Annotated in this window: 12 protein-coding genes; 7 read left to right on the top strand and 5 right to left on the bottom strand. The window is 47.6% G+C overall.

Features of this window, described 5'->3' with window-relative positions; genetic code table 11:
* Positions 1-2 precede the first annotated feature (2 nt).
* The 3 genes from QZ331_RS01340 to QZ331_RS01330 form a co-directional block, all read right to left on the bottom strand.
* Entirely contained in the window at positions 3-3,596 is a 3,594-nt protein-coding gene (locus QZ331_RS01340) for a SusC/RagA family TonB-linked outer membrane protein (protein WP_294627338.1), read from the bottom strand.
* A gap of 7 nt (positions 3,597-3,603) precedes the next feature.
* Positions 3,604-4,740, bottom strand: a complete 1,137-nt coding sequence (locus QZ331_RS01335) for a FecR family protein (protein ID WP_294627336.1) — start codon at positions 4,738-4,740, stop codon at positions 3,604-3,606.
* Between the two features lie 291 nt (positions 4,741-5,031).
* The gene (locus QZ331_RS01330) at positions 5,032-5,595 is read right to left on the bottom strand and encodes a sigma-70 family RNA polymerase sigma factor (protein ID WP_294627334.1); all 564 of its coding nucleotides are present in this window, start codon (positions 5,593-5,595) and stop codon (positions 5,032-5,034) included.
* Positions 5,596-5,864: 269 nt separating this feature from the next.
* Here QZ331_RS01330 and rpsA point away from each other — a divergent pair, with 269 nt between their 5' ends.
* The 6 genes from rpsA to QZ331_RS01300 all read left to right on the top strand — a co-directional run bounded on the left by rpsA (position 5,865) and on the right by QZ331_RS01300 (position 11,866).
* Positions 5,865-7,661 (top strand): 30S ribosomal protein S1, encoded by a 1,797-nt coding sequence (rpsA, locus tag QZ331_RS01325; RefSeq protein ID WP_294627333.1) that lies wholly within the window; start codon positions 5,865-5,867, stop codon positions 7,659-7,661.
* 229 nt (positions 7,662-7,890) lie between these two features.
* Entirely contained in the window at positions 7,891-8,826 is a 936-nt protein-coding gene (locus QZ331_RS01320; protein ID WP_294627331.1) for a ribonuclease Z, read from the top strand.
* Positions 8,823-10,373: a L,D-transpeptidase family protein gene (locus tag QZ331_RS01315; protein WP_294627330.1), complete on the top strand. Its 1,551-nt coding sequence runs from the start codon at positions 8,823-8,825 to the stop codon at positions 10,371-10,373. Before QZ331_RS01320 ends, QZ331_RS01315 begins: the two co-directional genes overlap by 4 nt.
* A 27-nt stretch (positions 10,374-10,400) precedes the next feature.
* Positions 10,401-10,952: an RNA polymerase sigma factor gene (locus QZ331_RS01310; protein WP_294627497.1), complete on the top strand. Its 552-nt coding sequence runs from the start codon at positions 10,401-10,403 to the stop codon at positions 10,950-10,952.
* A gap of 47 nt (positions 10,953-10,999) precedes the next feature.
* Complete coding sequence (locus tag QZ331_RS01305; protein WP_294627328.1) at positions 11,000-11,377, top strand: hypothetical protein; 378 nt, start codon at positions 11,000-11,002, stop codon at positions 11,375-11,377.
* Between the two features lie 27 nt (positions 11,378-11,404).
* A complete protein-coding gene (locus tag QZ331_RS01300; RefSeq protein ID WP_294627327.1) occupies positions 11,405-11,866 on the top strand; it encodes a hypothetical protein in 462 nt (153 codons plus the stop codon).
* A gap of 79 nt (positions 11,867-11,945) precedes the next feature.
* On the opposite strand, the gene mazG is transcribed toward QZ331_RS01300, so the two are convergent.
* Together mazG and QZ331_RS01290 are read right to left on the bottom strand one after the other, a co-directional pair.
* A complete protein-coding gene (mazG, locus tag QZ331_RS01295) occupies positions 11,946-12,734 on the bottom strand; it encodes a nucleoside triphosphate pyrophosphohydrolase (RefSeq protein WP_294627325.1) in 789 nt (262 codons plus the stop codon).
* A 54-nt stretch (positions 12,735-12,788) separates the two neighbouring features.
* Positions 12,789-13,874, bottom strand: coding sequence for a DUF3810 domain-containing protein (locus QZ331_RS01290; RefSeq protein ID WP_294627323.1), 1,086 nt, complete (start codon positions 13,872-13,874; stop codon positions 12,789-12,791).
* Between the two features lie 159 nt (positions 13,875-14,033).
* Between QZ331_RS01290 and QZ331_RS01285 the strand changes: the two genes are divergently transcribed.
* Positions 14,034-16,673: a valine--tRNA ligase gene (locus tag QZ331_RS01285; RefSeq protein WP_294627321.1), complete on the top strand. Its 2,640-nt coding sequence runs from the start codon at positions 14,034-14,036 to the stop codon at positions 16,671-16,673.
* Positions 16,674-16,935: the final 262 nt, after the last annotated feature.

The following is a 16,935-nucleotide window of genomic DNA, read 5'->3' as shown; positions in this document are numbered from 1 at the left end:
TTTTAAAATGATATGTTGATGTTAAATGTATATGAAGGCCGAGTTGACATACTTACTCCGGCGAAACCGGCTTGCGTCGGGTCTTGGCCGTCCAGTTTCTTGGATGCAACAGTAAACACATTCGTAGTAGACAGGCTCATGCGCAATGCTTTGATGAAGGTTTCCTTTAACTGTTCGGGACGGAAATCGTAAGAGAATACCAGATTGCTCAGTTGCAGATAGTTGCCCGATACAACTCGCAGGTCGGAATTATCGTACATACTCCAAGTATTGCCGGCAAAAGCAGGAATCTTTTCGGTTACTTTGGCAGATGCTGTAAGACACCAGTGCGACATGGTTGATTCGTAATTCGGGTCACTGGGGCTTAGCAACACGGGAATATTGGTATGTTTTTCATCTCCCGGCTTCATCCAACGGTTTAAGAACTCTTTGCGTACGTTTTTGTCCGAAGAGATACCTTTTGAAATGGGGCTGTAGAGATTGAACAGCCGTATTTTGCTGCCGATGCGGTAGTTGAAACTTAGATTGGCAGATAGTTGCTTCCATTTCAGGGTGGTGTAGAACGAACCGGTCAGTTTCGGGTCTCGGTTGCCACTGGTTGTCATTACAAGGGGAATAACGTCTGCTAATTTCTTGTTGGCAAGCAGATGGCGGCGGTCGCGATAATCTTCAAACATCGGGATACCGGTGCTGGGATTCAGTCCCAAATACTTGTAAGAGTAGAATGTGCCTATTGCCTGTCCGTTTACTATTGCCGTTCCGTTGAGGTAATCGTCAAGGCTGAAATTTTCGTTAGTGCCCGAGCGTACCGTGTTGTCTGCCCACGAATAGCCTGTCGATAAGTACAGCGACCAGTCTTTGGTGCGTATCGGATAGCCGGAGATGTAGAACGAGTATCCTTTGTTGTCAATCGTACCGTTGTTCATTTGGTAAGATGATATTCCGTTTACAGTAGAGATATTGATAGAAGAGAAGGCATCGGTAGTATGTTTGAACCATACGTCGCCGCTCAGAGTCAGTCGTCTTTCAAACAAGGAAAGCTCCAGTCCGAGGTTTGTTGTACCGGTTTGCTCCCAGCGCAGGTTCGGGTTGGGGAAGGCTACTACTTCAGAAATGTGTTGTCCGTAATAAGCATCCATAGTACCTTGTTTGATAAGCATATTCGCCGTCTGGTTGTCGAGCATATGTCCGGTTTTGCCGTACGAGAAACGGATGTCGAAAAGATCCAGCCAGTCGCATTTGTTCAACATGGTTTCTTTCACATTCAGACGTCCGGACGCCGACCATACGGGAAGGAACTTTTCGTTGCTCCGGCTACCGAATTTGTTGGAGGCGTCGAAACGTCCGTTCATTCCCACGGTGAAGAAGTTCTTGTATTCGTAGGCAAGTGTGAGATAGCCACTGATGGTGTTGGTCTTGGCGGCGGTTATCTGTCGGTGTCCTTTGGCGAGCCAGTTTTTATAATACGGGAAGTCGTCGAGGTCGGCACCTTCCATAGTGGCATACTGCATACCGCGTTTTTGGTACAAACCGCGTGTTTCGTCGGCAATGGCATTCGACCGGTAGGCACTGGCTTCATATCCCAATGTAGCGGTGATGAGGCTGGTGTTTTCCGAGTCGAGGAAACGATGGAAGTTGGCTTGCAGACGTCCGGTGATGCTTTCGGTGATGGTGTTTGTCGTGTTGTACACACCGCCGTAAGGCAATTCACATACACCCGATTCGCCGGTTTGGGGGATGTCTTTTGCTTCGCCGTTTTTCAAAATGGCTACGTAATTGGTGTTTTCGCCGAACCATACGGACTGCGCGGTCGAGCTACGGCTGTAGGAACCTCCTGCCGTGAAATCAATCATGTCAAGCAGGTTGTACTTCACTTCTCCGCTTGCGTTGAATGTGTTGCCGGAATAGTCGCTGGAGGTATTCTCCATTTCGTTCAGTATGTTGTAGTTGTACTGATTGTTGGCCTTTTTATTTTCACCCACGCTGTAGCCGTGTTTCTGATGATAGAACAGTGAACCGTCGGGGTTGTAGGCAGGCAGGGCGCGTGTGGTTTCGTAAGCATATTGCAATGCGTTTACCTCACCCGGAAGGTGGTTCTTCTTTTGGATGTTGGCATTGATGCGGAAGTTGGTGCGCAGTTGCTTGCTGATGTTCGTGGTCAGGTTGAGGGCGGCGGTGTAGCGTTCGGTATATTCGGTATTTACCGTACCGTTTTCGCGCGTATAACCTACGGAGCTATAGTAGCGTGTGGATTCCGTACCGCCGGAGAGGCTCACCGTGTGCGAGTGCGTCACGGCATTGCGGCACATGACGTCGAACCAGTCGGTGTTGGTCGTTTCGTAGTTTTTCACTTCGTTGAGGAACTGCTCGTAGGAGATGACTCCTGTCTGGAAACGGTGGAAAGCACCTTCGTATCCCACCATCGTCATGTATTGCGGAAATACGTAATGCAGGTCGCACAGGTCTTTACCGAACTGCATACGCTCTTGCGAGTTCATCAGGTTGATGTTCTTGTCCGAGTAATGGGGGCGTACCACCAGTTTGGTCTGGTTGGAGTAACGTATCACGGGCGTACCCACGTGTCCTTTCTTCGTAGTCACCACAATCACCCCGTTGGCGGCGCGCGTACCGTATAGTGCTGTTGCTGCGGCGTCTTTCAGTACGTCGATGCGCTCGATGTCCTGCGGGTTGATACCACTGATGGCGTTACCTACGTAGTTGATGTAGTCGGGGTCGTTCAACTGCTCGATACTGACGTTGACGGGGTCTTGAAGGATGAAGCCGTCCAATACCCACAACGGCTCGCGGTTGCCCACAAGGGTCGATGTTCCGCGTACACGCAGACGTGCCGTAGCACCCACGTTGCCCGAGTTCTGCGAAAACAGAAGGTCGGGGATGCGTCCCTCTAAGGCTTGGTCGATGGTGGTCATGTCGGGCATCAGCACGTCGTCCATTTTTACAGAACTGATGGCGGCAGTTGTCTTGCGGCGGTCGATGGTCTGATAGCCCGTCACTACTACTTCGTTGATGTTTTGGGCGTCGTCTTCCATCTTGATTCTTAAGGTATTCCCTTTCCAGGTGACTACCTGCCGCTTCATCCCGATGTACGACACTACGAGCTGGATGTCTTTATTGCCGAACGATTCCAGCGCAAACCGTCCGTCGAGGTCGGTCGTCGTGCCGTGCAAAGTCCCTTTTTCCTGAATTGCCGCGCCGATAATCGGTTCGCCCTGGGCGTCTACCACCACGCCGGTGATGTCTTTCACCCCTTTCTTCTTTTTGATGATGATATTCTTGTTGTCCTCTATTTCAAAAGTCAGCATACTGCCCGTCAAACTGTAGGCAATAACCTTTGAGATAGCTACATTCTGAAAATCATAATCCTTTTTAGGCAGTGTGCTGATGGCGGAGTTGCTGTAGATAAATCCCACATTCGCCTGTTCTTTGATTTTGTCGAATACGTTCCGTAAGGAAGCGTTTTTCAACTGAACGGTTACGTTCTTGTCTGCCTGCGCCCTGCCTTCCATGACAGAGCCGCACAATAGTATCAGCAGGCATAGCCATCTGATACCGCAAAATCTGGTTCTTTCTTTCATAAAGTACTCATTTGTGGTTAATTTTATTTTCCGAAATAATTATAGTGTTGTTCTTCTTGATTTGTACCTGGAGTTCGTTCATCTTGCGGATGGTCTGCGCCAGTTTGTTGAACGTTTCATATTTGTCCATATTCATCGTGATATGGAAATCGCGGGCGGCAACATTGGCAAACGAGACGTCCATATCGTACCATCGCGCCAGTTTTTTCACGATTTGGTGGATGGGTCGGTCTTCGAATATCCAGCGGTTGTGGTGCCAGGCGGTGCATTCGGCAATGTTGGCGGCGGCTATCTTCACCTCTTCTCCCTCTCCGGCGCTGACGATACCCGTGTGTCCTGTGGGCAACTCCCGGATTATCCCCTGCGGAGTCCGCAGTTCGGCTTTTCCGTTCACCAATGTGATTCGGGTCTCCCGCTCGTCGGGATAGGCTTCCACGTTGAGTTCCGTTCCCCTCACCACGATGTCGACATCGGTGGAGTGGATGTGGAAAGGATGCAGGCTGTCTTTATGGACAACGAAATAGGCTTCGCCGGACACCGCCAGCCGGCGGTTGTAGCACGAGAAGTCTGCGGGAATGCTCAGCGACGACTCCGGCCCCAAGTGGATAAACGTGCCGTCCTCCATCTGAATCTTGTATTCGCCGCCACGGGGCACGATGATTTTCCGGTCCGGTGCGGCGCTTAATTGCGCCCGGCTCTGCGCCGGTGATAGGTCGAGAATGTAGCGGGCGTAATTCAGCACCTCCCCGTTCAGGATATACGTAGAGTCCACCGTTTGGAGAAAAGCCTTCGAACAGCCCGAGTGAATAAGCGTTTCGCGGTTCAGCAAATAAAAACCACTGCCCAACAGCAGGCAAATCATGGCCGCTATGGCTATCCACTTGCGGAAAGAGGCGGCCAGTGGGCGTACATATCCTATCTTATAATGTAGTTTCTGCCATTCCTCTTGCTGCTTTCTCTCATTTCTGTCCAGTACGGCTTGTGTCAGAAATGCTTCGGATAATATTTGTTCGATAAAGGCCTGATGCTCTTCTGCCGCATCGGCCCATTCCTGTAGCTTTATCTTTTCTTCCGGAGTGATGCTGCCGGTTATCTCTTTCAGCAGCCACTTCTTTACCTCTTCCAATTCTTGTTGTAATGCCATATGGGTCGTCTTTTTATATAATACGACCGAACTCCGCTTTTGTGTAATGGCAAACCGAAACTTTTTTTATTCCGGTGCAAATTTCTTTTCACTCCGTTGCAGTGAAGACTTGTTTCGCCTGGCACGATTGTTTCGTTCCACTACAGTTTCCCGTTCGTTCCACTATAGTGTTCCGCAGGGGAAACTATAGTGTTCCGTTCGTCCCACTATAGTGGAACGCAAAACGTGTGGCAGGAAAAAACAATCCTCTTCCTTACATTAATATATACATAGTAGCAAAAGATAGGGAGACTATCGGAAGGAGAGGATAAACAGCAAGAAGTCTTTCAGGCGTTTCCTCATATAATGGTTGGCATTGTTGATGTGCTTTTTCACCGTATTGATAGAGATGTTGAACTCCTCTGCTATCTCTTTATACGATTTTCCGTTGAGGCAGGCGGCATACACGCGGCGCGAAGCATCTGGCAAATCGTCGAATACCTGGTTGATCGCTTGGTAGATTTCGGCTTTTATGATTTTGTAACTGATTTCGGGTTCTGTCATTGCGTTTTCGCTCGACAACTTCTGGGAGTATTCCCTTACCACGTTGTTGTGCTTGATGTAATCCAGAATGCTCCGGTAAAGCCCTTGAAATAAATATTGTTTGAAGGTAGCTTCGTTGATGCGGTTCTCTTTTCTCTCCCAAATCTTCAGCCAAAGGTCTTGGATAAGGTCGCAAACCACCTCCTCATCCGCAAGATAATGCATTCCGAAATATTTCAGTTGCCTGAAATATAAGTTGTATTGCTGCTGAAATATGTGCACATCTGCTAAATTTATCCAATGAACGGTTTCTTTATTCCATATGGATTTCATTGTTAGGGCTATTTTTTTTAAAATTGCATCAAAAGTACATTCTTTAATCTTTTAATTCATATTATCTTTTAAATTTTAAGTATTATTGGCAAATAAGTGTGAGAATGAAGATGCGCCGTCGGGGAAGCCGGTGCAAAAAAAATAGAGATACAACTATCTTTTATTCAGCCATTTTTTGGTCGGTCAAGAAAATATTCCTACCTTTGTGCCCGATTTATAGATAATATAATGTCTTATTTAATTAAAGTATTAAACAACTTATTTTATTAATGGAAAACTTAAAGAACGTAGCTCCTATTGAAGATTTCAACTGGGATGCTTATGAAAACGGCGAAGCGGTAACAAGCGCAAGCCACGAAGAACTCGAAAAAGCATACGACGGTACGCTTAACAAAGTGAACGACCGTGAGGTTGTTGACGGAACCGTAATCGCAATGAACAAGCGTGAAGTAGTTGTGAACATCGGTTACAAATCAGACGGTATCATTCCTCTGAATGAATTCCGCTACAATCCCGACCTGAAAGTAGGTGATACAGTAGAGGTGTACATCGAAAACCAGGAAGACAAAAAAGGACAGCTCGTTCTGTCGCACAGAAAAGCCCGCGCTACTCGCTCTTGGGATCGTGTAAACGCTGCTTTGGAAAACGAAGAAATTATCAAGGGTTACATCAAGTGCCGCACGAAGGGCGGTATGATTGTAGACGTATTCGGCATTGAAGCATTCTTGCCGGGTTCTCAAATCGACGTTAAACCGATTCGCGACTATGATGTATTCGTTGGCAAAACAATGGAATTCAAAGTTGTTAAAATCAACCAGGAATTCAAAAACGTTGTTGTATCTCACAAAGCTCTTATCGAAGCCGAACTGGAACAACAGAAGAAAGAAATCATCGGTAAACTCGAAAAAGGACAAGTTCTCGAAGGAACTGTTAAAAATATCACATCTTACGGTGTATTCATCGACCTCGGCGGCGTAGACGGTCTGATTCACATCACCGACCTCTCTTGGGGACGCGTCAGCGATCCGAAAGAAGTGGTTGAACTGGATCAGAAACTCAACGTGGTTATCCTCGACTTCGACGACGAAAAGAAACGTATCGCTCTTGGCTTGAAGCAGTTGACTCCGCACCCCTGGGATGCGCTTGACACTGACTTGAAGGTAGGCGACAAAGTGACTGGTAAAGTTGTCGTGATGGCTGATTACGGTGCATTCATCGAAATCGCTGCCGGCGTAGAAGGTTTGATTCACGTTTCTGAAATGTCTTGGAGCCAACACCTGCGTTCTGCTCAAGACTTCATGAAGGTAGGCGACGAAGTAGAAGCTGTTGTGCTGACACTCGACCGCGAAGAACGTAAGATGTCTTTGGGTATCAAACAACTGAAACAAGATCCGTGGGAAACTATCGAAGAAAAATATCCGGTAGCTTCTAAGCACACTGCAAAAGTACGCAACTTCACTAACTTCGGTGTATTCGTAGAAATCGAAGAAGGTGTAGACGGATTGATTCACATCTCTGACCTTTCTTGGACTAAGAAAGTAAAACACCCGTCAGAATTTACTCAGATTGGTGCTGATATCGAAGTTCAGGTATTGGAAATCGACAAAGAAAACCGTCGTTTGAGCTTAGGCCACAAGCAACTCGAAGAAAATCCGTGGGATGTATTCGAAACAGTGTTCACAGTAGGTTCCGTACACGAAGGTACTATCATCGAAATGTTGGATAAGGGTGCTGTTGTAGCTCTTCCTTACGGTGTAGAAGGTTTCGCAACTCCGAAACATCTGGTAAAAGAAGACGGATCACAAGCTCAGTTGGATGAGAAACTTGAATTCAAGGTAATCGAGTTCAACAAAGACGCTAAGAGAATCATCCTGTCTCACAGCCGTATCTTCGAAGATGTTGCAAAAGCTGAAGAAAGAGCAGAAAAGAAAGCTGCTTCAAACGCTAAGAAAGCATCTAACAAGAGAGAAGAAACTCCGATGATTCAAAACCAGGCTGCTTCAACTACGCTGGGCGACATCGACGCTCTGGCTGCATTGAAAGAACAGTTGGAAGGAAAGAAATAATCCGAACAGTATATTTCTGATAAAGGCGCTCCCGCTTGGGGGCGCTTTTTTTATTTCACCACAGAGGACACAGAGTTTCACGGAGTTTTTTTATTATTAATTGTGTTAATTCTTTCAGGTTTACCGAGTGGCTGCTTTATTTTCTTCAGAAAGTTTTTTCATCGCGAAGAAAAAAACTCTGTGAGACTCTGTGTCCTCTGTGGTGAAAAATTTTCTATCTTTGCATATCATGGAAAAATTTGAGCTACATATCTTAGGATGCGGTTCCGCTTTGCCTACCACACGCCATTTTGCGACTTCCCAAGTCGTGAACTTGCGCGAAAAACTGTTTATGATTGATTGTGGAGAAGGGGCACAGATGCAGTTGCGTCGTTCCCGGCTAAAGTTTTCCCGGCTGAACCACATCTTTATTTCTCATTTGCACGGCGACCACTGTTTCGGGTTGTTGGGGCTGGTTTCAACATTCGGCCTGTTGGGGCGGACTGCCGATTTGCACATTCATTCTCCGAAAGGGCTTGAAGAATTGTTTGCCCCCATGTTTGCTTTCTTTTGCAAGACAATTCCTTATAAAGTGTTCTTCCATGAGTTTGAAACCAAAGAGCCTGCCCTCATTTACGACGACCGCTCCGTGAGCGTCACTACGATTCCGTTGAAACACCGTATTCCTTGCTGCGGCTTCCTCTTTGAAGAGAAGCCATGCCCCAATCATATTATCCGCGATATGGTGGACTTTTATAAAGTGCCGGTCTACGAACTGAACCGCATCAAGAACGGAGCCGATTTCATCACTCCCGAAGGAGAGGTAATCCCGAATGCGCGCCTGACCCGTCCCGCAGCTCCGCCACGTAAATATGCCTACTGCTCGGACACGATTTATCGTCCTGCGATTGTAGAACAAATCAGAGGAGTCGATCTGCTGTTTCACGAAGCGACCTTCGCACAGAGCGAACAGGCACGGGCAAAGGAAACCTGCCATACGACGTCTGCACAGGCTGCGCAACTTGCCGCCGAGGCCAATGTGAAGCAACTGGTAATCGGACATTTTTCCGCCCGCTATGAAGATGAATCTGTTTTATTCAAAGAAGCGTCGGCCATTTTCCCACGAACCGTTTTGGCAAAGGAAAATTTGTGCATCGACATTGACGGAGGAGGAGTTGGCCTATGAGAAGGAAACAATTACTCTGGAGTTTGATAATCGGATGCGTCTGCTGTCTGTCATCTTGTAAAAACGGAAAATCGTTCTCGCTGATACCCGCTTCGTGGAAAAATGTGCAGGAGTTGTTGAACCCCGCCTATCGGGTGAGCGAAGACAGCATTCGCCTGTTGGTTTGTTCATACATCAACCGTACTGCGACTGCTACTCCCTGGGATTCGGCGATGGTGGCCCACTATCAGGAGAAAGCGGGCGATTTCTTCTGGTTAAGCGATTCGCTCACTTCAAATCGTCCCGTTGTGCAGGCGGCAGACTCTCTGTTGTACTGGCTGGAGCATATTGCGAGCCACGGTATCAATCCGCACCTTTACCCTACGGACAGCATTCGTAGTGAGCTGCAACAACTGCATACACGGCAGCTACAGGAAGGAAAGACACTGAATCGCCTGTTGGCAGAAGTGGAATACCAGTTGACTGCCGCTTATCTTTCGTATGTGTGTCGGCTGAACTTCGGCTTTCTGCCTTTGGAGGACAGATGGAACGACTCCATCAACCGCATACCACTCAAAGACTATGATAAAGAGTTCGCCACGGCTGCCCTGAATGCCTTGCGGACAGATGCGAATGCCGCCTTCCGCAAAGCGCAGCCTTCGGCTCCGCTCTACCGGAAAATGCAGGAAGAACTGGAGCGTGTCAACGCTTGGGGCGCGACGGACACCACGGATGATTACCGCAACCGCCTGTTGGTGAACATGGAGCGGGCACGCTGGCAATATGCTTTGGATAAAGGAAAGAAATATGTGATAGCCAATGTGGCGGCGTTCATGTTACAGGCAGTCAATGAAGAGACAGACTCTATTCTTGAAATGCGCGTCTGTGTGGGAAGCGTGAAAAACAAGACACCTCTGCTGTCAAGCAAAATCTACTACATGGAATTGAATCCCTACTGGAATGTGCCTCAAAGCATCATCCGAAAAGAGATAATCCCCACTTACCGCCGCGATACGACCTACTTCACCCGCAATCGCATGAAGGTGTATGACAACCGTACCGGACTGCAAGTGAATCCTCACAGCGTGCAATGGGCCAAGTATGCGGGGAGAGGCGTGCCCTATACGGTGAAGCAGGACAACAAGGCGGGAAATTCGTTGGGACGCATCATCTTCCGTTTCCCTAATCCACACGCCGTCTATCTGCACGACACCCCTTCGCGCTGGGCTTTTACGCGTAAGAACCGGGCGGTGAGTCACGGATGTGTGCGTTTGCAAAAAGCACTCGACTTTTCCTTCTTCCTGTTGAAAGAACCCGACGAACTGCTCGAAGACCGCATCCGCCTTGCTATGGACATCAAGCCGGTGAGCGACGAAGGGAAAAAGTTGGCCGGCAGTGAGGAGTACCACGAATTGAAACATTACAGCCTGAAAGAAAATATCCCTTTGTTTATCGACTATCAGACAGTCTATCTCTCTGCCGATAATCATCTGATATATTGCGAGGACGTTTACCACTACGACGCCTCTTTGCTTAAGGCAATGGACAATCGCAAATTGAAACCATAAACAACAAACCACAGATAACGAGAGATGATGACCCCTTATAACGAACGTGAGGTTCTGAAACTTCTTCAGGAAGAGAGTACCCAACGGCAAGGATTCGAAATGATTGTAGCGCAGTATAGCGAGCAGTTGTATTGGCAAATCCGCCGGATGGTGCTTTCGCACGAAGATACGAACGATTTGTTGCAGAACACTTTCATCAAGGCCTGGACGAATATCGACTATTTCCGTGCCGAGGCGAAACTGTCTACCTGGCTCTACCGTATCGCATTGAACGAGTGTCTGACCTTCCTCAACAAACAGCGCGCCGTCGCCACCTTAGCCATTGACGACCCCGAAGCGATGATGGTGCATAAACTGGAGAGCGACCCCTATTTTTCGGGCGACCGTGTACAGTTGTGCTTGCAGAAGGCACTGATGACACTGCCCGAGAAGCAACGTATGGTGTTCAACCTGAAATACTTTCAGGAAATGAAATACGAACAGATGTCCGAAGTGTTCGGAACATCGGTAGGTGCGCTGAAGGCATCTTATCACCATGCTGTGAAGAAAATAGAAAAGTTTTTGGAAGAAATTGATTAAACCTTTGGACGCACATGATGTCTAAGGAAAAAGAGAGGAGAAAATGTATGAAAGAAGAAGATATCCTGTTTAAACGGCTCGGTAAGGAAAATTCCTTCAAAGTTCCCGACGGCTACTTTGAAAACCTTGCTTCGGAGGTGATGAACAAATTGCCGGAGAAACCGCAGGTTGTTTTTAAGGAAGAGACGGTCAGTACATGGACAAAGCTGAAACCGTTGTTGTATATGGCGGCCATGTTTGTAGGAGCTGCCTTGATTATCCGGGTGGCGTCCACCACTCCCAAGAGCGCAACCACGGATGAGGTGGCCGCTACGGAAGTTGATGTGGAAGCCATATCCGACGATATGCTTGACGTAGCCTTCGACCGTGCCATGTTGGACGACTACTCATTATATGTCTATTTGAGTGACGCAAGTGTAGAATGATTTTTAAAACCGATTTGAATACAGAAAATGAAAAAAGTAATCGCATTAGTCGTTTTGTTGTGTAGCTTTATGTCCGTTCTCCGGGCCGCCGGTGGATGCGACCAGCATTTATCCCGCGAGGAGTTCAGAGCAAAGCAAAAAGCGTATATCATCGAACAGGCGGGATTGACGAAAGATGAAGCAGCCAAGTTCTTCCCGATTTATTTTGAACTGCAGGACAAGAAGAAGAAACTGAATGACGAATCGTGGGAGGTGATGCGCAAAAGCAAGGATGAAAAGATTACGGAAGCCCAGTATGAAGGTATCAACGAGAAAGTGATTAATAACCGTATCGCTGCCGATCAACTTGATAAAAACTATTTGAGTAAGTTCAAAAAGATTCTTTCCAATAAGAAAATCTTCCTTGTGCAACGGGCGGAGATGCGTTTCCACCGGGAAATGATAAGGGGAGTGAACCGCAATGATAACGGAAGAGGAAAAAGAAAATAGCTTAGGGAATAGCCTTTAGTGTCGTCAATACCTGAGTTCTCAATAATTGATGGTGGAGAACTCAGGTATTAATCGTTTGTTACAACCCTTTCTCCTTAGCCTCGTTCCAGATGGCATCCATTTCTTCGAGTGTCATCTCTTTCAGATTTTTTCCCTCTTTGATGGTATGTTCTTCGAGGTAATTGAAACGGCGGATAAATTTCTGATTGGTGAGTTCCAAAGCATTGTCCGGATTGATTTTATAAAGGCGGGCAGCATTGATAAGGCTGAACATGACATCTCCGAATTCGGCCTCTGCTTTTTCCTTGTCCATATTGGCTACCTCTTCCTGAAACTCTCCGATTTCTTCTTTCACCTTATCCCAAACCTGTTCGCGTTCTTCCCAGTCGAAGCCTACGTTGCGTGCCTTGTCCTGTATGCGGTAAGCCTTGATAAGTGAGGGTAGGGCAGCGGGGACACCGCTCAGCACACTCTTATTTCCATCTTTTTCTTTCAGCTTCAACTGCTCCCAGTTTTGGGATACCTCACCGGCCGTTTCAGCTTTCGCTTCTCCAAATACGTGAGGATGGCGGAATATCAGTTTGTCGCACAGCTTGTCGCAGACATCTTTGATGTCGAAATCTCCTGTCTCCGAACCTATCTTCGCATAGAAAGCAACGTGCAGCAACACGTCGCCCAATTCTTTGCAGATATCCTTTTTATCCTCTCTCATCAGCGCATCGCAAAGTTCGTAGGTCTCTTCTATCGTATTGGGGCGCAGGCTTTCGTTGGTCTGTTTGCGGTCCCAGGGACATTTCGTGCGCAGTTCGTCGAGAATATCCAAGAAGCGGCCGAAGGCTTCCATTTGTTCTTGTCTGGTATGTAACATAATTGTATATTTTTTGATTGGGTGAATATTGCACTGTAAAAGTGCACAAAGTTACTATTTTATGCACTTCTGTAGTACAGTTTGGTTTGTTTTCTTTTCCCACTCCCGATAAGAAATCAGCAGCCCCACCACTTCCGAGTAATTCTTCCGTCCGCTTTCTATCTTGTTTCCTTTCAGATAGAGGTCATACATCCAGTCCTGTACGGCACCCACCACCGGACTGTATTTCGCTGTCCAATACGCTTGAGTATCCTTTGCCAGTCCGATGATTTCCGGACGGATGCGTTGGACAAACTGTAGATATTCTTCCTTCGGAATCAATCGCTGTGCATTGCTCAGTACATGGCCGAGTATCGAGAAGTATCCCGAAAAGCGTATGGCGGGCACTGTGGAACGCGTACAGACCTGATACGCATAAAAATTGGCTTCCGCTTCGCTTGTGATACCCAACAGATGTGCCAACTCGTGCGCATAAGTGGCAGGATAATTGGCGGGAAGCAAATCGCCATTCAAGGTAAATTCGCAGAAGAAAGGTCCCATGCTGCCGGTCACGCCCACCATAGATATGAATGGCGTAAACAGCATCGTCTTCGCTTGGGGAGATGCGTGGGGCGGGCGGTGCACACGAAGGCTGTCGCTCAACAGATTATATAATCGTACGGTTTCTTTGCCTGTCAAATCCCGGTCAATGCTATTTGCCGGCGTGTAAGAAAGGTTGAGCTGTACGATATACTCATCTACAAAGGCTTTAAAATGCTCCGGCGTATAGGCGGTATAAGGAATTCTGGTTCGTTGATAAAAGTTCTTTTGCGAGTAATTGAGCCCCCAGGCAAGGTAGAACCATGCGTAAATCCACAACAGATACTCTCCGTCGTGCAGCAAGACCTTTTTCCAGGGCAATTTCCGATGAAAATGACCGTAGAAAGGATAGATAACAACCCCAGCAATGCTGAGAAAAATGAATAAGTCGCCTATGGCAAAAGGGAAGAGGTTGGAAAAAGCCGACAGACCGTAGGAAATAAGCGGATAAATGGTGTCGGAATATACGGCTGCCCAAGCGGGAATCAACTTTGTAAGCCATACCGCAAGCAGCACTGTTTCCAATGCTATATGCCTATGTTTCAACCGTCGTTTCATCATTATATTCAGTTTTTGAAGAGCAAAAATATGCATTTAATAAACGTTGCGCGAAAAAATACCTCTATATTTGCAAAAAAACTGTTAAGGGCTGAATTTAAATTATTAATTTTGTGCCCGTTATTTTTTTGACAATACATTATTTATACATAGAAAAGCAATATGGAATTAGCAAGTAAGTACAATCCCGCTGACGTAGAGGGAAAGTGGTACCAGTATTGGCTGGACAATCATTTATTCAGTTCAAAACCCGATGGTCGTGAACCTTACACCGTCGTCATTCCGCCCCCCAACGTCACAGGTGTGTTGCACATGGGACATATGCTTAATAATACCATTCAGGATATTTTGGTTCGCCGTGCTCGTATGGAAGGCAAGAATGCTTGCTGGGTGCCGGGAACCGACCACGCTTCGATTGCTACCGAAGCGAAAGTAGTAAACAAACTCGCCGCTCAAGGCATCAAGAAAACCGACCTGACACGCGAAGAATTCCTGAAACACGCCTGGGAATGGACGGAAGAACACGGAGGCATCATCCTCAAACAGCTTCGTAAACTCGGCGCATCCTGCGACTGGGACCGTACTGCCTTCACGATGGACGAAAAACGGAGCGAGAGCGTACTTAAGGTTTTTGTCGACCTGTTCGATAAAGGCCTGATTTATCGCGGTGTCCGCATGGTAAACTGGGACCCGAAGGCGCTGACTGCCCTTTCGGACGAAGAGGTTATCTACAAGGAAGAGCACGGAAAACTCTATTACCTCCGTTACAAAGTGGAAGGCGACGCCGAAGGACGTTATGCGGTAGTGGCAACCACCCGTCCCGAAACCATCATGGGCGACACGGCGATGTGCATCAACCCGAACGACCCGAAGAACGAATGGTTGAAAGGCAAGAAAGTAATTGTTCCGTTGGTAAACCGTGTCATTCCGGTGATTGAAGACGACTATGTAGACATCGAATTCGGTACGGGCTGTCTGAAAGTGACCCCGGCTCACGATGTGAACGACTATATGCTTGGCGAGAAGTACAACCTGCCCAGCATCGACATCTTCAACGACAACGGTACGTTGAGCGAAGCCGCCGGTATGTACGTAGGCATGGAGCGTTTCGACGTACGCAAGCAAATCGAGAAAGACCTGGAAGCCGCCGGCCTGCTCGAAAAGACCGAAGCCTATACCAACAAGGTGGGATACTCCGAACGCACCAACGTGGTGATTGAGCCGAAACTGTCGATGCAGTGGTTCCTCAAGATGCAGCATCTTGCCGACCTGGCACTTCCGCCCGTGATGAATGACGAACTGAAATTCTATCCGGCAAAATACAAGAACACCTACCGTCACTGGATGGAGAACATCAAAGACTGGTGTATCAGCCGCCAGTTGTGGTGGGGACACCGCATTCCCGCTTACTTCCTGCCGGAAGGCGGATACGTGGTGGCCGTTACCCCTGAAGAAGCATTGGCGAAAGCGAAGGAAAAGACCAGAAACGAAGCCCTGACGATGGATGACCTCCGCCAAGACGAAGACTGTCTGGACACATGGTTCTCGTCCTGGTTATGGCCTATCTCCCTGTTCGACGGAATCAACAATCCGGGCAACGAGGAAATCAGCTACTACTATCCGACCAGCGACCTGGTGACGGGACCGGACATCATCTTCTTCTGGGTAGCCCGCATGATTATGGCCGGTTACGAATACGAAGGCAAGATGCCGTTCAAGAACGTTTACTTCACAGGTATCGTTCGCGACAAGTTGGGACGCAAGATGTCCAAGTCGCTCGGCAACTCGCCCGACCCGTTGGAATTGATTGAAAAATACGGTGCCGATGGTGTGCGTATGGGTATGATGCTCTCTGCCCCCGCCGGAAACGATATTCTCTTCGATGACGCACTCTGCGAACAGGGACGTAACTTCTGCAATAAGATATGGAATGCCTTCCGTCTGATTAAAGGATGGACGGTCGACGATACCCTCCAGCCTGCCGAAGCAGCCCGCCTGGCTACACACTGGTTTGAGTCGAAGCAGAACGAAGTAGCGGCAGAGGTAGCCGACCTCTTCAAGAAGTACCGTCTGAGCGAAGCCTTGATGGCTGTCTACAAACTGTTCTGGGACGAATTCTCTTCTTGGTATCTGGAAATGATTAAGCCCGCTTACGGACAAGGTATCGACCGTGACACCTACAACGCCACGCTCCGTTACTTGGACAATCTGCTTCACCTGCTCCATCCCTTCATGCCGTTCATCACCGAAGAGTTGTGGCAGCAGATGACGGAACGCAATGTTGCAGCTGGCGAAAGTTTGATGGTAAGCGCTTTGACTATGAATACGAGTGTTGACGCCGACAACGTGGCACAGTTTGAAGTTGTGAAGGAGATAATCAGCAACATCCGCAGCATCCGTCTCCAAAAGAACATCGCACAGAAGGAAGCGCTCGAACTGCAAATACTGGGCGAGCATCCGGTTGCGCCGTTCAACGCGGTTATTCAGAAGATGTGCAACCTCTCTTCTGTCACTGTGGTAGAGAACAAGGCAGAAGGTGCCGCTTCTTTCATGGTGGGAACCACCGAATTTGCCGTACCTTTGGGCAATATGATTGATGTGGAAGCAGAAATAGCCCGCATGGAAGCCGAACTGAAACACAAGGAAGGTTTCCTGCAAGGCGTATTGAAGAAACTTAGCAACGAGAAGTTTGTCAACAACGCTCCGGCCGCCGTTATTGAAATGGAACGCAAGAAACAAGCGGACGCCGAAAGTATCATCCGTTCGTTGAAAGAGAGCATTGCTGCATTGAAGAAAGCGTAAGTACCCGATACTTAAATATACGAAAAGGCTTCCCAATATGAATTTGGGAGGCCTTTCTTTTTGGGACGATATTCCTGTATACCGCTTGTAGAATACCTTACGTTTGTCTGCAATCGATAGGTGGAAAAGTTGCACGCTATCGGATGAAAACTTTTTTTCATCCAATCGCAAAGTTGTTTTTTCTCTCTTTCAAACTATAAATGCAACCTTTGTTTTTATAAATGAAGCCTTCGTTTATAAAAACAAAGGTTGCATTTATATA

The sequence above is a fragment of the uncultured Bacteroides sp. genome (assembly GCF_910586915.1).
GTDB lineage: Bacteria > Bacteroidota > Bacteroidia > Bacteroidales > Bacteroidaceae > Bacteroides.
The sequence above is the reverse complement of the archived record's forward strand: the minus strand, read 5'-3'. Positions and strand labels throughout refer to the sequence as shown.

Excerpts from the sequence above, each read along its gene's own strand:
- QZ331_RS01335 (WP_294627336.1), bottom strand. The coding sequence starts at position 4,740 with ATGGCATTACAACAAGAATTGGAAGAGGTAAAGAAGTGGCTGCTGAAA.
- QZ331_RS01330 (WP_294627334.1), bottom strand. The coding sequence starts at position 5,595 with ATGAAATCCATATGGAATAAAGAAACCGTTCATTGGATAAATTTAGCA.
- mazG (WP_294627325.1), bottom strand. The coding sequence starts at position 12,734 with ATGTTACATACCAGACAAGAACAAATGGAAGCCTTCGGCCGCTTCTTG.
- QZ331_RS01340 (WP_294627338.1), bottom strand. The coding sequence starts at position 3,596 with ATGAAAGAAAGAACCAGATTTTGCGGTATCAGATGGCTATGCCTGCTG.
- QZ331_RS01310 (WP_294627497.1), top strand. The coding sequence starts at position 10,401 with ATGACCCCTTATAACGAACGTGAGGTTCTGAAACTTCTTCAGGAAGAG.
- QZ331_RS01285 (WP_294627321.1), top strand. The coding sequence starts at position 14,034 with ATGGAATTAGCAAGTAAGTACAATCCCGCTGACGTAGAGGGAAAGTGG.
- QZ331_RS01315 (WP_294627330.1), top strand. The coding sequence starts at position 8,823 with ATGAGAAGGAAACAATTACTCTGGAGTTTGATAATCGGATGCGTCTGC.
- QZ331_RS01290 (WP_294627323.1), bottom strand. The coding sequence starts at position 13,874 with ATGATGAAACGACGGTTGAAACATAGGCATATAGCATTGGAAACAGTG.
- QZ331_RS01300 (WP_294627327.1), top strand. The coding sequence starts at position 11,405 with ATGAAAAAAGTAATCGCATTAGTCGTTTTGTTGTGTAGCTTTATGTCC.
- QZ331_RS01305 (WP_294627328.1), top strand. The coding sequence starts at position 11,000 with ATGAAAGAAGAAGATATCCTGTTTAAACGGCTCGGTAAGGAAAATTCC.
- rpsA (WP_294627333.1), top strand. The coding sequence starts at position 5,865 with ATGGAAAACTTAAAGAACGTAGCTCCTATTGAAGATTTCAACTGGGAT.
- QZ331_RS01320 (WP_294627331.1), top strand. The coding sequence starts at position 7,891 with ATGGAAAAATTTGAGCTACATATCTTAGGATGCGGTTCCGCTTTGCCT.